Genomic DNA, 14,715 nt, shown 5'->3' with positions numbered 1-14,715 from the left:
TATCACAGAACAAGTGAGGTAAACCAAGCAGTGACGACCTTAGTTTGATTTACAGCCTGAAATCTGTACAGCTGGCTTGTAACACATCTGAGCCATCGCGCGATAAAAAAGAAGGTGACAGAGTGAGAGGGTTCCCGATCCCTCTCGGTATGAACTTGATTAAGCGCAGCGCTGTTTTTTGTTTGGTGTTTCTGCCGCAGGGCTATTGAGGCTGACGGCTGATGAAGAACGGATCATTACAGCCATCGCTACAATAACGGTGACCACACCATAACTGACTTGTGACCACGATTCGGCATGACCATTAGCCTGGTTGACCATCAGTACCATGACCGGGATCAGGTAGGTATAAGCAGAAACCTGTACTGGAGTGAGAGCAACACATGCTTGCTGGAATAAAAAGAAGCTCAGTGCCGTGGCGAAGACGGCCAGATAAGCAATGCCCAGCCAGACATCAGTGGAAATGGCACTCCAATCCGTTGCCAGCAATGTTGTGCTGGTACCGAGTGTCAAAACAACGGTGGCACAAATGAGCGTCCAGCATGTCATCGAAAGAAATGATTCGCCTCGATATAATGTTTTTGCGGCGATGGGGTTCAGTGCCATTGCAAAACAACCAAACAGGAAAATCTTATTCGATGACGTCAGTGATAACGAGGCCACGGCAGATAGATCTCCGCGAAAGATAATTAATCCCGCCCCCAGCATTCCGCCTATGAGCGCAAATGAAATACTAAGCGATGTACTGCGTTTAAATATAATGGCTGCCAAAATTGCGCTCATCAGCGGTACCGTGGTGTACAGCGCACTGGTATCCAACGCGCTTGTATCTCCCAGGGCAATAAACATTGCGACAAAGTAGGTTAGCGAAGGCAGGCAGATCAGGGTATAGCGCCCCAAGTCTTTTAAGGCCGGCAATCGAAATTGGCCTTTACAAACCAGCAGAGTAATAAACAATAAACTGGCTAGTAAATAACGCATCCATGTTACGACCAGCGGGTTAAGTTCCGCCGTAATGTAGCTGCCGATGGGAAAAGACAGGCTGATGAGCGCAGTGAATGCCAGTAGCTTCAAGTGCGCGGGATAGTTTGGTTTCATGTCAGTATACTTAATGGTTGAATCAGGGGGATCCAGCTCTAACCGCGTGCTCCTGAGATTCCGTATAAGTTCGTGCCTTTCTTTACGGAATAACGAAGGTGGTGACTGAACTCGTCAAAGTTCTGTGGTGAAGTGCTAGTGGCCAATAATAAAAGAAGCACTATAAAGAAATTAAGTATTAATACAATGGCTTTTCCACCAACCACAACCAATATAGTCACGCCTAAAAAACAACAGCAAACCGAATGACTTCTGTAAGCTATACCCAACTCGCCTCAAGATGCTCGTTTCTGCGAGAATTTCGCATGACTTTCAACGCTGCTCACTGGAAAGCGGTTGGGTTCCTCATCGGTTTTTGGTTGGAAAACAGACTTGTGCTCTAAAATCGTTGTCAGGGTATTTTTGAAGATAGGGCGGGCGAATTTATTGTGGTTCACGTATCATCGATGGCAGGGTGGAACAGCCAGCTTTGCTCGGTTGTTCCACATTATGTCAGCAATTTTAGGTTTTAAATGCAGTTATATAAACAAGATGCGGTTGAATGGTTGTCGACACTCCCGGATGGGAGTGTCGATTTATTCATCACCGATCCCCCCTACGAATCACTGGAAAAACATAGGGCTATCGGTACGACGACACGCCTGAAAGAGAGCAAGGGATCGAGTAACCAGTGGTTTACAATCTTTCCGAACGAAAGATTTGAAGAGTTTCTGGCACAGGTGTACAGGGTTCTAAAAAAGAATAGCCATTTCTATTTATTCTGTGATCAGGAAACCATGTTTTATATAAAGCCTATTGCAGAGCAAGCAGGCTTTAAGTTCTGGAAGCCCATTGTCTGGGACAAAGTCGCCATTGGGATGGGCTATCACTATAGAGCAAGGTATGAGTTCATTCTCTTCTTTGAAAAAGGGAAAAGAAAACTCAACAATCTCGGTATTCCCGATGTGTTAGAGCACAAACGAGTCTATCGGGGATATCCGACGGAGAAGCCGGTCGCTTTGATTGAGACGCTGATACAACAAAGCAGCTCAGTGGGTGATGTGGTGGTTGATCCGTTTTTTGGTTCGGGAGCGACATTGATTGCGTCAAGTAATTTAGAACGGATAGCCTGGGGCAGTGATGTTTCAGACGATGCTCACGAGTACCTCAGACAGCGTCTTATAAAAACAGCATAAAGACACTGTACTAATACACTGCACTTCACATTTTAGTTTAAAGCGAAAACGCGGAGTCGGCATTACGTGCATTGCAAGAGTTTAAATCAATCGGCCCACCCATTCATCTGACCCCTGTATTTTGCAGTGGTTTGGATTGTGGTTGAAAAACATACACTGCTCTCAAATTTCCATAAAAATCATATGGGAATACCTCCGTCATCTACACTTGATCTTGTAATTGTTAAGTTACATTTAGAAATAAAATGTAATAAAAATGAGTGGTGTGAGTGAGGTTCGTTATGGACAATGGATTATTGGCTGTACGATGCTTATGTTTTGCCTTTGCGGCGATGATTTGCACGGTACTATTATCGTGGCCGACGACGGTTAGTGCTGAACCCAAAGCATTGATTATGAAACCCTTTAAACAATTAAGTGATGAAAGTAAGGAGTGTGCTGCGTGTCATAAAGAAAAAAACCCTTCCATTTACGCCCAGTGGGGGCGTTCTAAGCACTATGGTGCCAATGTTGGTTGCTATGAGTGTCATAAAGCAGATCCCGGAGATAAAGATCTGATCACGCATGAAGGTGTTGATATCTCAGTGATTGTTTCACCCAAAGATTGTAGTCAATGCCACAATCAGGAAGTCGATGAGTTCTCGAAGAGCCATCATGCTAAAGCTGGGCAAATCATTGGTTCTCTGGATAATTTCCTTGCCGAAGTGGTAGAAGGTGCTTTAACCATGAATGGTCAGTCACCCGTCGCAGTGAATGGTTGTTGGCAGTGCCATGGTTCAGAAGTTAAAGTGCTGGAAAATGGTGATTTGGATCCGACTACCTGGCCAAATACCGGAATTGGACGTTTAAATCCAGATGGCTCGGTAGGGGCTTGTACTGCATGTCACCAGCGACATGAGTTCGACATGGTGCAGGCTCGTCGCCCGGAAGCATGTGGTAAATGTCACCTTGGTCCTGATCATCCGCAAAAAGAAATCTATGAAGAATCGAAGCACGGTATTAGCTTCTTTGCGCATGTAGATCGGATGAATTTGGATTCGTCTAAATGGGTGGTCGGTGAAGATTATGATGCTGCGCCAACGTGTGCAACGTGTCATATGTCAGCTACCCGTGAATTACCAGTGACGCATGATGTTGGTGATCGCATTTCGTGGACATTGCGTCCGGCGATTTCTGAAAAGATCGATGCGAAAGATCTGGCATCCGGTAAAGAGACCAAGTCGTGGGAAGCGCGTCGTGCTGATATGCAAAACGTGTGTCAATCGTGTCATACCAAGTCGATGATCGACAATTTCTATATTCAGTTTGATTCGTTGGTTGAGCTTTACAATGATAAGTTTGCCCGTCCCGGCAAAACATTGATGGCGACGCTGAAGAAGGAAGGGATGCTGACTGAAACCGGCTTTGATGAAGAGATTGAGTGGACCTGGTTCTACCTCTGGCATCATGAAGGTCGTCGGGCTCGTCACGGTGCGGCCATGCAGGCGCCTGACTATGTGCAGTGGCATGGTATGTACGAAGTCGCTGAACGCTTCTATATCGAGATGGTTCCTCAGTATATTGAAACGGTTGAGAAGGCTGAGCATAACGGTAATGCTGAAGGGGCGAAACGTGCTCGCCAGGTGTTGCAGGATATTCTCGACAAACCTGAACATGCCTGGTTCAGCGGTAAAGAACCGGAGTCAGTAAAAAAGGCACGGAAAGAAGCCCAAGCAGCCTTTAAAGCCCGCTATTTAGGTGAAAGCAAGTAATTATCCGGGGAGGTCAGCGTAAGCTGACCTGACTCCTAAGTGAGGAACGATGGGAGATGAATTAACTCGGACGCAACGCTTGTGGCGATGGCTGAAAAAACCGCTGCTGCTGGGTATACCAATTGGTATCTTCCTAGCGTTGTTGGCAGTGGGAGCCTTTCAGGGGGTGATGGTTGCGTCCAATCAAAATACATTCTGTTTTAGCTGCCACCTCAGCATGGATACCATCGTACAGGAATACAAGGCATCCCCGCATTATCGAAGTGATGATGAAGTACTGGCGACCTGTGCAGACTGTCATGTACCCCATGGTTTTATCGATAAGATGAAGGTGAAAATTGCTGCGACAGCAGATATCTATCATATGATGGTGGGTACGATTAATAAGGAGAACTTCGAGCAGCATCGACCCAGACTGGCGAAAATGGTGTGGGAAGATATGTTAGCTAATGACTCTGAAGCTTGCCGGTTTTGTCATGTTGATGATAATTTCGATTTGAGCAAGCAGCCCCAGCGAGCAAGGCTGAATCATGAACTGATGGAAAGCCGTGGTGAAACCTGTATCAATTGTCATACAGGGATTGCCCATAAGCGGATTACTTTGGAGTAAAGGGATCTGTTGGCAAAAAGGGCTGCGCCAAGAGCGCAGCCCTTTTATTGTAAGTCTTAAGTATCTCCCAATTGGCATCATTTAAAACAAGTCTACTTGCAAGCACTTAAGTGAGTTGATGGTTCAAGCCAGACACCTTCTCTTTTAGCCACTATTTGAAGAGGCGTTAAGCGGTAAGTTATCGTGATTTACACATTCAACCTGACGGGGTCAACATTGTCGTGGTGGCTGTAAGTGGTTTGGCTGGCGGACACTGTGTTTTTTTTCGCACCAGCGTCGCTTTCAGATCGAGGATTTTTCGTTTATAAGTCGCTCTGACTAACTGAAAGTCAACACTGGGTGCAAACCAGAGCACCACTTTGCGATCGCTTTTCTTTATTTGCTCGACACGAATAGTGTTAATGTGGCCAAAATTGGTGTTAATGGTTTCTTGTCCTTTCACCGCAAAGTAATAGTGATTCACTTCATCAGCCTCTTGTAGCATGAAATCAAAGGCTTTATCCCCATTGATTAAGTGGAACCGCATTTGACTAGCGACAGCATCGCCATCGAGTAGTGGCATATTATTATCAAAAAAGGTCAGGGTTTTACCGTCATTCGAGACGGAAGAACGACGACCGTTGTCACTGAATTTAGCGGAAATGTTTCCTGCCATAATCCCCGAGATCGTCCGGTCAAACGACTGAGTCAGAAACATGTTTGTTTCTGGTGACCATTCTACTTTTGATTGTTGTTTCAATGTGGATTTTGTCACCAGAACATCGACTTTGCTGTAGGTAGAGATGTCGACGTTGCCTTCATTCCAGTTCAGCTTTCGTTCGAGTATGCCAATTTTATGGTTATGAAAATAGACATCATAAGTCAGTGTCTTATTGCACTGGTGGTATTGGGCAGGCAAAGCGGCATACAGCAATGATGAAAAGCTGCTGAGAAAGACAAATATAGACAAAATTATACTTTTCACCGTACCTCCGGGGAATGATGGTTTATAGGGGATAAGTAAACGGTAGCAGTGTGTGTGGGTTAGTGCAAAAGGCAATGAAATCTGCCGTTAATAACACCAACACTAACACAAATATTATTTTTTCAGCAGACAATAGCGTGGGAGGCATGTCGATGAATATTTACTGTGCTGCATATTGAAACCTCACTATGAATAAAGACAATTGTCATATAGTCGAGAGTAGATAAAAAAACTAAAATAATATGCTTTTATCATTATAAAATATATAAATCAGTGTGATACGAATTTTATTTATTCGTTCGGAATTTGACTTTTTGTTTATTTACGAAGTAAGGCTTTGTTTCTTCTAGACTTCGTGAAAATCTGCTTTACCTCATTCAGATGCCATTTTAGTGTCGGTGATTTGACGATTTAAACACTAACTCCTATTTTTATTTAGGTTTAACTGAGAGAGGAGCTGGCAATGAAGAAAATGAACTCGGCATATCGATTAAGAATCATCAAAGAAGTAGCAACAAGAAGACGTCTGACAGAACACGATGATCCGATGGCTAATCATATCTCTCAGCTACTCGACTCTCATTCCGGAGGGGGCTCCCATCCTGAACCTCTTAATTTTAGTGGCAACCATTATGATGAGCGCATCGGTGGCTGGATAAGTAACTTCTGGGATATGAAATAACCAGAGGCGAGTGGCGAGGCTCTAGAGCATAGCCTAGGGGTTCGCCTCTCGAACGCTCTTTGTTTTTTCACCGAACGCTGGAACAAAACCGACGACTAAGGTACATTGCTCCGTCAATGTTTTGTTAGGTCGACGAATGAACTACGTAGAGTTAGAGCAGTATTCTCGCAGGTGGATTTTTACCCACGCTTCAATGCCGGTTGCAGCAGATGATTTAGAACAAATTAAACCTTTCACTCAAGCGCGTTCTTCCCAAATCTGGTGTGAACATATCAGTAGTCAAAGTCCTGATGCCGACCACTTCGAGAAAGGTGACTGGGCCCACGTTGACAAAATTTGGTCAGAATCCATTGACTGGCAGAATGCCTGGGATAGTGATGACATTGACTTGCCCCCGGAGCTACTCGAGTTTATCAATTGGGAAGACAATACCACGGTATTTTTCTGCTACGAAAAATACAATGTGATTGAGACTAAGTGGGGGGTCTTTAAGCGCAATTGGAAAAACTTTCTTTTCTTTGATGATGGTCCCATTCTGATTGGCCGCAAAAAGAAACAGGCGTTGTGGTTTAATTCCAACGGCACCTTTAAGTGTGGACATCGCGCTTAACGTTTTACAATGTATTTAATCAACAGCCCATAAACTCATCGCAACGATTCCTTGATAGTGCTGTAACGTAGCACAGGGAAAGAGATTAGGGCTGTTTTTTCAGACCTGTGTTTATCGACAGTTTTTAATTGCGCCCATAAGTTCTTCTATTTTGTTTTTGCCAATAACAAGATTTTCTTTCGATGAATGCACGGAGGCTCCTGAACTAATTAAAGGTTGGTTCAGAGGTTTACCTAACACAACAAATAATCGTGTACTTGTATTCCCGGTTTTTATTTGTACAGGCCGTGATGATGTTTCCAATATACCCATTTGACAAGGGTGAAGTTGATTACCATTGATGTAAGCAATACCAGAGCGAAGGTAAATAAACCCGGAAGTTTGGCTCTTATCCGGTTGGTAATGCCAGACACCATAAGGTGTAATAATAATATCGAGATAGGTTATTTGGATACTATAAGAAACGGGGCTTTGTGCGCCTTTATAGGATCCTACCAAGACCTTGGTGGTTGAATCAGCCTCTTCCACTAAGGGAAGTCTGCTGGTCGTGTAGTTTGCACTTGAAGCATCATCCATTTCCCCTTCATTGGCAGGAAGGGCGGTCCAGAGCTGGAAAGTTTCAGCATTGCCATTATGCGGTGTGATGATGTCTTTATGAATGATCCCGCCACCGGTAGTCATTACATGGATATCTCCTCCCTGCAATGTGGTCTGGCAGCCTGATGAGTCGATATGTTTGAGGTTGCCGGCAACAGGGTAGCTCACGGTATCGACACCGGAATGGCCGTGATAATCCAACCCTACAGGCTGTACTGCGCCCTTGGCATCGAAGTGGTCCCACAAAACGAAGGGATCTATTTCTGAGATATTGTCTCTGTTGATGAAGGCGGTCATTGACCCTGTTTTCAATCCGTAGCGGATTTTTATGATCTTTCTTGTGTTCTTCATAATCTCACCTGGGAAGGTTCAACAGTTAAATCATAGCCCTTGAGCTGGAAATAGACCAAGATTTGCCTATGTCTAAACCTCATCAAAATGCATTATTCAGCGCGTCCTCTGAAAATCTTATTTAAGCGAAATGTGTAGGAATGGCATCACAAATAGAATCACTATGCGCTCAAACGGCGGCCTTGATTAAAAGCCACTGAATTTGCACAGAACATTTCATCTGCAGTGGTTTAGGTATAAAGAGCTGTTAGAATTGAAACAGGTTCGCTCTTTTTCAAGGCTAATTTGTGTCAATAAAAGCTAGGTCTGTTTTTAGGGTATGGTTTTCCCTATTTTCTCTCTGTTTTGTGTTTCCTGTATTGGGTAATGCAAGTTTATCAAACGCCACGTCATCAGAAGTCATGTTATCAAACAATACCGTGATTCCCGGTGATATCGTGGGCGCGGTATGTGTCATCCGCCATGCCGATAAAATAGTTATGTTGTCTGAAGTTATCACCCAGAAGTTATCCCTGCCCGGAGGGTACATTGATTCTGGTGATACGCCGGAACAAGCCGCTGCTCGCGAAGCATTAGAAGAAACCGGTTTAGTTGTCTCAGTCGATAAGTTACTGCAGTACCGTGGCCGTGCTGCAATTTATAGCTGCCAGTCGGATACGCCGATACTGGTGTCTTCACAAACGGATCAAACGGGTTTTCCGGTTGTTGCCTCTTGGTTTTCAGAACATTTCGGGAAAGAGGTAAAGCGTGTCTATCTGATCAACCCGAAAGAGGTGTCAGCAAAAGAGTATCGCTATCCGAATGACATTGAACTATTGGTCAAATGGCTTGAACAAACACCGGAAAGTAATATTGAGATCTATGCTGATTTAAGTGAGCGTGTCAGTACACTCCACCGTACAGAGTTGCTCCTTATTCGACATTTTCAGCAATGGATTAAGTCCTGGCCGGATGCGGCTCAGTGGCTATTTGATGGCGCGATGTCAGTTCTGAATCTTCCAGGTGAAGCGGTATTTATTTTAATGCTGATTTCTTTGGTTGTTGGGTTCTTTGGTCCGGTTGCCATGCTGCAACTGGCTGTGATGCTGATAAGTGTCACCTTGGTTGCTTCGCTGATAAAGCATGGGATCAGCTCACCTCGGCCTTCCTACATTATCCCGGAATTACAGCAGATTAATGTCTATGGTTTCGGCTTCCCGAGCGGGCATACATTAATGGCGACGGTGGTATGGGGAATGGTTGGGCTTTTCTGCAAAAGTCGAATGTCAGCAGGCGATCAATGGCACCGTCTCAGAGTGTTCATGATCCCATTCCTCGTTTTCCTTGTTTTAGGACAAGCCGTAGCACGGGTCTGGTATGGGGCACATTTTATCAGCGATATTGTTGCCAGTTTATTGCTAGGCGCCATTATGCTGACACTTTTTGTGAAATGGAAAAATGCGACAGCCTTTTCACTCGCGCAGAGTATTAAGAATAAAGGGTTCTGGTTGCTGGTGACCATCGTCATCGGTCTGATTGCCAGCTTCACTCACAACCCGGTTCATGTTGATCTGTTTGCTATATTACTGGGGATTTTTCTCAGTGCAGAATGGCTGCCGAAACAACCATTAACTGTTTCGCTTATCCGTCGGATCATGATCAGTGTTGCTGCATGTTTGGGGGCTATCGCCATTGTTTTCTTCATTGATATAGTTGCAGAGCGCTCAACGATAAGCCTGATAGTACTTACGCTGCATTCCGTTGGATCGCTGTTAGCGACTATTTGGCTGGTGGCAGGAATGTCTTTGCTTACAAAAAAACTGGCTCAAAAAGCCGTATAGTGAGACGGCGGTTCCTGACTGGTAACACGGCCTGGAATCACCACCGCTATCCAACAACAACTTGATTCCTGCCATTGTTCTTTGCGGTATATAAGGCCTTATCGGCTCTGTGCAATACCGTCTCGAAGGAATCGCCTTTGATAAAATTGGCCACACCTATGCTGGCGGTAATAGTGCTAACATTGCTGACGCGTATCTGGCTGATGTTTTCTCTTAATCTTTGGCAAACCGCAGAGGAAAATTCAATATTGGTACCGGGTAAAACAATTAGGAACTCTTCTCCGCCCCACCGATAAACTCTGTCGTTGGGTCTGAGTGTTTCTTTTAGCGTCTTACTCACGGCACATAGCACTTCATCGCCGGTCTGATGACCAAAGTTATCGTTGATCTGCTTAAATAAATCAATGTCTAAAATTGCCACAGTTAAGGGCTGATAATCGACATTATAGCGTTGAATATGGGCTGCGACCTCGCTAGACGCTGCCCGACGATTGGGCAGGCCGGTCAGAACGTCAGTGTAGGCAAGTGATTGCAATATTTGAGATGCTGCTTTCAGTTCCTTATTGCTCTCGTCCAGCGCTTTTGTCCGCAGCTGAACGGTGGATTCCAGTTTTTGGTTGAACAGGCGAAGTTTCTGTTGAGCGGCAATGCGGCGCTGTATGTTGACTACCAATACTGAAATAATGATAAACAGGAAGATAACGAAAGCGATGGTGCTGTTTATTAAGAAGGTATGTTGCTCATACAAAGAGACGGGTTTGCCTATCACGATACTATCTGGCGGTAAACGGTTCAGCTTGATATCAAAACGTTTTAACTGGTTATAGTCAAAAATCGGCGAATAATTGGCTTTTTGCTGGATTTCGATGTTACTTAAAGGGACGCCATTTAAAATCTTCAGGGCTATTTTGGCCGCATTCTGTCCATGGGTATAGGGGTTATTCATCATGCCGCCTATAGCCCCATTGCCGATCATGAGTGCTCCCCACATACCATAGACTGGCACCTTACTACGATGTGTTAAAATGGGCAGGTAATGTTCATACGAAAAATAGTTCCCTAACCTGTCTTTGTGAATAGCAAGCATGAGAAAAACGGTATCAGAACGCATATTCTCGGCTTTTTGGTAGAGTTCATCTATTGAGAACTGATCCCAGATTTCCAGGGCGATTTGTTTTTTTAGCGGATCATCTTGCCATTGCGACTTGATCTGTTGGGCTCGATCCACCATGCGTAACCCCAAACCTGTGGTATCGCCCAGCATGACGATCCGTCGGGTAGCAGGCTGAAGTTGTAATATAAGATCAAGATTACCCTCGATCTCCATTCCTTCTTCAATACCAGTGATATTGTTTCTACCTTTTAATGTTTCAGGTGCCAAAATATTAACACCGCAAAACACGATAGGTTTACCTGGAAACAGCTTTTCTCCGTATTCAATCATGAAATTGTAAGCGTGATCGTCGCTTGTCATGATAATGTCGGGTTCGTATTGTTGGTATTTGTATAGCAGGAGGTTAACCAATTTGGTGGTGTACGTGAGGTCGTCGATAAACCGCCTTTCATCCATATATTCGATGTAAAGATTTTCAACTGGGATGGAAGTCGTCAGCACATCCTGAATGCCTCGCGTAAGTTCAGCAGTCCATGGGTACTGGGAGTGATAAGAATTTATAAGCAGGACTTTAGGTTCATCTTTCGCCATCGTCAGAAATGGCGCAAGCCACAATAGAAAGAACAATAAATTTTTTGCCATATTGCCTTTCCTTTTATCTAAACAGCGATATATTAACTAATAATAAGTCAGGGAACGTAGACAAACAAGAACTGTATTGATCATCCAATAGAATGAAAATCGCCATCTTACTTATTATGTTGGAAAAATATTTTCATCTACAAAATAAGGAAATGTTATCCTTTTCAATGAAAGGTTCTGGATCTTTGTAATAATCACGATATCTGTCGTACTCAATAAATTAATTCAACGATCTAATCTTATTAATAATAAGGAATCATGTTTGTATTTAAATTTAGATACTGTCGTCTATAAAAACCTACACCCAGGGTGTTGAGTAAACCAATTATACACTTGTATGCATAATTGGTTTTATCGAAGCTTGCAATAGTGAGAAGGTAGTGGCTAGTTTTCGGGCAGATTTGAAAGGAATTAAGGATGAGTACTATCAGTTCGAGTAACTGTTACTGGAAAAACGATTATTTTCAGTTATGATTGGTGTCTTTTTGACTTAGGAAGCAACTAATCACTTCCTGATTTTGATAGTAAATACAATAGATTGAGTAAAGGAATGCAACAAGCTTTTATTAGGCAAGCTGTATATAACAGTAGAAAAATGGTAGTGGCTTATCAGGTCAGTTTTATTAATGAAACAGCACCTTCTAACTACTGCATTCCTGTGAATATATTTAATAACAATTGTGACCCTACAAAATTACAGCAATTACTGAGTAAGATTGGGATAGGTAACTTATCTGAGTCTAGACCCGTTATCGTCATGTTTGATCGGAAAACATTGGCTCATTTAGTGGGGTTTTATTTACCAGTAAAGTCTTTAGTGATCGAAATTTCACCGAATGAACAATTGGATACTGAATTACTTCACCTTATCGTTAAGTGCAAGAATAAAGGTTTTACGATAATAATGGGAGCGGCTGTTCTACTTAGTGAACATAGTGATTTCTTAAATTTGGTCAACTCCGTTAAAGTCGATATTGATAATAATAAAAGCAATAAATTAGATGGCGTGCTTAGTAAGCCATTGCCGGAAAATAAACGGTATATTTTTGATAATGTTCCTTCTTGTGAGGCATATACGGCTCTAAATAAACTATATAAAGCACCTTTTTTCAAAGGAAATATATTTTCAGTACCTGATATGCCGAGAGAAGAGAAAGATAAATTCAGTGACAGTATATTAGTAAAGGCCGCAAGTCATGTAATGAAAGACGGGTTTTGTTATAAGAAGCTTACTCATGTTCTTGAAAAAGATACAAAATTAGCGCGTCAATTGATAATGTCCTTAAACTCTATTTTATATGGCAGAGAAAGTAAGATTAACTCCATAAAGCAAGCAATTTGTTTTATGGGAGAAAATAACATGCGCAAGTTTGTTGCATTGATGGCAACGAAAAGTTTTGTTGTAAAGGCGGATATAGAAGAGTTGTATCTTCAGGCAACAATAAGAGGCCGATTCTGTGAATTACTTGCCATTAATAAGGAAAAAAACAACGCATTTGTTGATAAGGTTTTTATCGTTGGTTTGTTTTCTAAACTTCCTGATATTCTTGGCATTGATATGGCAGAAGCCGTTGAACTACTTCGAATTAATAATATAGTAAAAGAAACTTTGTTGGGAAAACAGACACTATTAAAACCATACTATGATATTGCCTTAAGTTATGAAAAGATGGAATCGGAAAAATTGGTTTCTTTAGCAAAAAAAATTGGTGTCAGTGTTACACACGTTTCTGGCCTATATCAAAGAACACTGGTTGATGTAAAAAATGACAAGTATTTTTAATTGGTTTTTTATAGTGGGCAGCATTATTTTTTAGGCTCTGTCATATATTTTCTTTGACTGTGAAGTACTGTCGGTTAAAATTGTAGCCATATTAGTAACATATCTGCTATTTCTCTTTGTGGCGAGGTAACGGTAATAGCATCGGCCTCAGTGACCGTCAGATGGGGTGATTCATGCCTGGGAGCTTGAGTACCGACGCGCTTTCTCTGAGCTGCTGTAAAGTGTTGTTCAGACCTCTATACTCATGATTACCGGGCCTTTAATGTGTAGAAAAGGAATTTCTAATGTTTACCCGAGCTTTTGATATTGTATTGTTTGGCGCTACCAGTTTTGTCGGTCAGATCACCGCTCATCATATGTCGGATCGTTTTGGTAAAAATAGTCAGGTTAACTGGGCTATTGCTGGCCGTGATCTGAAAAAACTGGGAAAATTACGCCGCCAATTAGGCGGTTCAGCAGAAAATATTCCTATTATCCTGGCTGATTCTGCCGATGAACAAAGTATCAAGAACCTGTGCCAGCAAACCCGGGTTGTTGCTACTACGGTAGGTCCTTTCGATCTGTATGGTGAATTATTAGTAAAAGCCTGCGCTGAAACTGGAACGGATTACTGCGATCTGACGGGTGAAGTTCAGTTTATCAAGCGCATGATAGACAGCTACGGCGAACAAGCGAAGGCCAGCGGTGCCCGTATTGTTCATTGCTGTGGTTTCGATTCTATTCCCTCAGACCTGGGCGTTTTTTTTCTGCAGGATCAAGCACTGCAGCGGTGGTCTGAGCCTTGCAGTCATATTGATATGCGAGTGACAAAAATGAAGGGGATGCTTTCCGGTGGCACTATTGCCAGTATGATCAATGTTGCCAAGGTATTGAAGCAGCAACCTGATTTGAGAAAGCCGTTTAAAAATCCTTACCTGCTGGTGGATGAACTTAAGCGGCCGAAGGAACGGCAAAAGGATTTACGAAGCGTAGAATTTGATTCGCAGGCAGATGCCTGGTCTGCCCCGTTTATTATGGCCGGTATCAATACCCGTGTCGTCTTCAGAACCAATTCACTGCTGAATGATGCTTACGGCCAGCCGTTTTATTACAATGAAGCTATAGTGACTGGCAAGGGTAAAAAAGGGCGCCGCAGGGCAAAAATGATGGTCCTGGGTTTAGCCGGACTATGGTTGGGAATATTACTGGCTCCTTCGCGTTGGTTGTTGCAGAAATTTGTGTTACCCAAACCCGGTCAAGGCCCGTCTGCGCAAGAACAACTGGACGGTTCTTATCAACTTCAGTTTTTTGGTCGTACGGACTCTGGCCGTCAATTAACCGTTGAGATCACTGGTGATCGGGATCCTGGTTATGGCTCTACCTCAAAAATATTAACCCAGGCTGCAGAGTGTCTGGCGTTTGATCTGGAAAAAGAACAGTACCCAGGTGGGTTTTGGACCCCGGCTTCATTGATGGGGAAAAAACTGATAAAGCGATTAACGTCCCATGCCGGGCTCACGTTTAAAGTGTTGGATTAGA

Annotated in this window: 12 protein-coding genes; 8 read left to right on the top strand and 4 right to left on the bottom strand. The window is 43.2% G+C overall.

Annotated features, from left to right (window positions below):
* Positions 1-159: 159 nt before the first annotated feature.
* Positions 160-1,098, bottom strand: coding sequence for a DMT family transporter (locus AC2204_RS01395; protein ID WP_318923566.1), 939 nt, complete (start codon positions 1,096-1,098; stop codon positions 160-162).
* A 512-nt stretch (positions 1,099-1,610) separates the two neighbouring features.
* Between AC2204_RS01395 and AC2204_RS01390 the strand changes: the two genes are divergently transcribed.
* The 3 genes from AC2204_RS01390 to AC2204_RS01380 all read left to right on the top strand — a co-directional run bounded on the left by AC2204_RS01390 (position 1,611) and on the right by AC2204_RS01380 (position 4,634).
* Positions 1,611-2,273, top strand: a complete 663-nt coding sequence (locus tag AC2204_RS01390; protein WP_318923565.1) for a DNA-methyltransferase — start codon at positions 1,611-1,613, stop codon at positions 2,271-2,273.
* Positions 2,274-2,554: 281 nt separating this feature from the next.
* A complete protein-coding gene (locus tag AC2204_RS01385) occupies positions 2,555-4,024 on the top strand; it encodes a multiheme c-type cytochrome (RefSeq protein WP_318923564.1) in 1,470 nt (489 codons plus the stop codon).
* A 49-nt stretch (positions 4,025-4,073) separates the two neighbouring features.
* On the top strand, positions 4,074-4,634 hold the full coding sequence (locus tag AC2204_RS01380) for a NapC/NirT family cytochrome c (protein WP_318923563.1): 561 nt from the start codon (positions 4,074-4,076) through the stop codon (positions 4,632-4,634).
* A gap of 196 nt (positions 4,635-4,830) precedes the next feature.
* Here AC2204_RS01380 and AC2204_RS01375 read toward each other — a convergent pair whose 3' ends face one another.
* Positions 4,831-5,598, bottom strand: a complete 768-nt coding sequence (locus AC2204_RS01375) for a DUF3108 domain-containing protein (RefSeq protein ID WP_318923562.1) — start codon at positions 5,596-5,598, stop codon at positions 4,831-4,833.
* A gap of 463 nt (positions 5,599-6,061) precedes the next feature.
* Between AC2204_RS01375 and AC2204_RS01370 the strand changes: the two genes are divergently transcribed.
* Positions 6,062-6,280: a hypothetical protein gene (locus AC2204_RS01370; protein WP_318923561.1), complete on the top strand. Its 219-nt coding sequence runs from the start codon at positions 6,062-6,064 to the stop codon at positions 6,278-6,280.
* Positions 6,281-6,416: 136 nt separating this feature from the next.
* On the top strand, positions 6,417-6,890 hold the full coding sequence (locus AC2204_RS01365; protein ID WP_318923560.1) for a DUF2947 domain-containing protein: 474 nt from the start codon (positions 6,417-6,419) through the stop codon (positions 6,888-6,890).
* Between the two features lie 111 nt (positions 6,891-7,001).
* Here AC2204_RS01365 and AC2204_RS01360 read toward each other — a convergent pair whose 3' ends face one another.
* Positions 7,002-7,838, bottom strand: a complete 837-nt coding sequence (locus AC2204_RS01360) for a pirin family protein (protein WP_318923559.1) — start codon at positions 7,836-7,838, stop codon at positions 7,002-7,004.
* 401 nt (positions 7,839-8,239) lie between these two features.
* Here AC2204_RS01360 and AC2204_RS01355 point away from each other — a divergent pair, with 401 nt between their 5' ends.
* Positions 8,240-9,658, top strand: a complete 1,419-nt coding sequence (locus AC2204_RS01355) for a bifunctional NUDIX hydrolase/phosphatase PAP2 family protein (protein WP_318923558.1) — start codon at positions 8,240-8,242, stop codon at positions 9,656-9,658.
* Between the two features lie 46 nt (positions 9,659-9,704).
* Here AC2204_RS01355 and AC2204_RS01350 read toward each other — a convergent pair whose 3' ends face one another.
* Positions 9,705-11,414 (bottom strand): ABC transporter substrate binding protein, encoded by a 1,710-nt coding sequence (locus tag AC2204_RS01350; RefSeq protein WP_318923556.1) that lies wholly within the window; start codon positions 11,412-11,414, stop codon positions 9,705-9,707.
* A 550-nt stretch (positions 11,415-11,964) separates the two neighbouring features.
* Here AC2204_RS01350 and AC2204_RS01345 point away from each other — a divergent pair.
* Both AC2204_RS01345 and AC2204_RS01340 read left to right on the top strand, forming a co-directional pair.
* Positions 11,965-13,197, top strand: a complete 1,233-nt coding sequence (locus AC2204_RS01345) for an EAL and HDOD domain-containing protein (RefSeq protein WP_318923554.1) — start codon at positions 11,965-11,967, stop codon at positions 13,195-13,197.
* A 284-nt stretch (positions 13,198-13,481) separates the two neighbouring features.
* On the top strand, positions 13,482-14,714 hold the full coding sequence (locus AC2204_RS01340; protein WP_318923552.1) for a saccharopine dehydrogenase family protein: 1,233 nt from the start codon (positions 13,482-13,484) through the stop codon (positions 14,712-14,714).
* The last annotated feature ends 1 nt before the right edge of the window (position 14,715 follow it).

The organism is Photobacterium sp. (assembly GCF_057456235.1).
This window is presented reverse-complemented; position numbering and strand designations above follow the sequence as displayed.

Bases quoted from the DNA above. Each gene is read 5' to 3' on its own strand.
- AC2204_RS01350 (WP_318923556.1), bottom strand. From the start codon at position 11,414: ATGGCAAAAAATTTATTGTTCTTTCTATTGTGGCTTGCGCCATTTCTG.
- AC2204_RS01390 (WP_318923565.1), top strand. From the start codon at position 1,611: ATGCAGTTATATAAACAAGATGCGGTTGAATGGTTGTCGACACTCCCG.
- AC2204_RS01385 (WP_318923564.1), top strand. From the start codon at position 2,555: ATGGACAATGGATTATTGGCTGTACGATGCTTATGTTTTGCCTTTGCG.
- AC2204_RS01365 (WP_318923560.1), top strand. From the start codon at position 6,417: ATGAACTACGTAGAGTTAGAGCAGTATTCTCGCAGGTGGATTTTTACC.
- AC2204_RS01395 (WP_318923566.1), bottom strand. From the start codon at position 1,098: ATGAAACCAAACTATCCCGCGCACTTGAAGCTACTGGCATTCACTGCG.
- AC2204_RS01340 (WP_318923552.1), top strand. From the start codon at position 13,482: ATGTTTACCCGAGCTTTTGATATTGTATTGTTTGGCGCTACCAGTTTT.
- AC2204_RS01345 (WP_318923554.1), top strand. From the start codon at position 11,965: ATGCAACAAGCTTTTATTAGGCAAGCTGTATATAACAGTAGAAAAATG.
- AC2204_RS01370 (WP_318923561.1), top strand. From the start codon at position 6,062: ATGAAGAAAATGAACTCGGCATATCGATTAAGAATCATCAAAGAAGTA.
- AC2204_RS01355 (WP_318923558.1), top strand. From the start codon at position 8,240: ATGTTATCAAACAATACCGTGATTCCCGGTGATATCGTGGGCGCGGTA.
- AC2204_RS01360 (WP_318923559.1), bottom strand. From the start codon at position 7,838: ATGAAGAACACAAGAAAGATCATAAAAATCCGCTACGGATTGAAAACA.
- AC2204_RS01380 (WP_318923563.1), top strand. From the start codon at position 4,074: ATGGGAGATGAATTAACTCGGACGCAACGCTTGTGGCGATGGCTGAAA.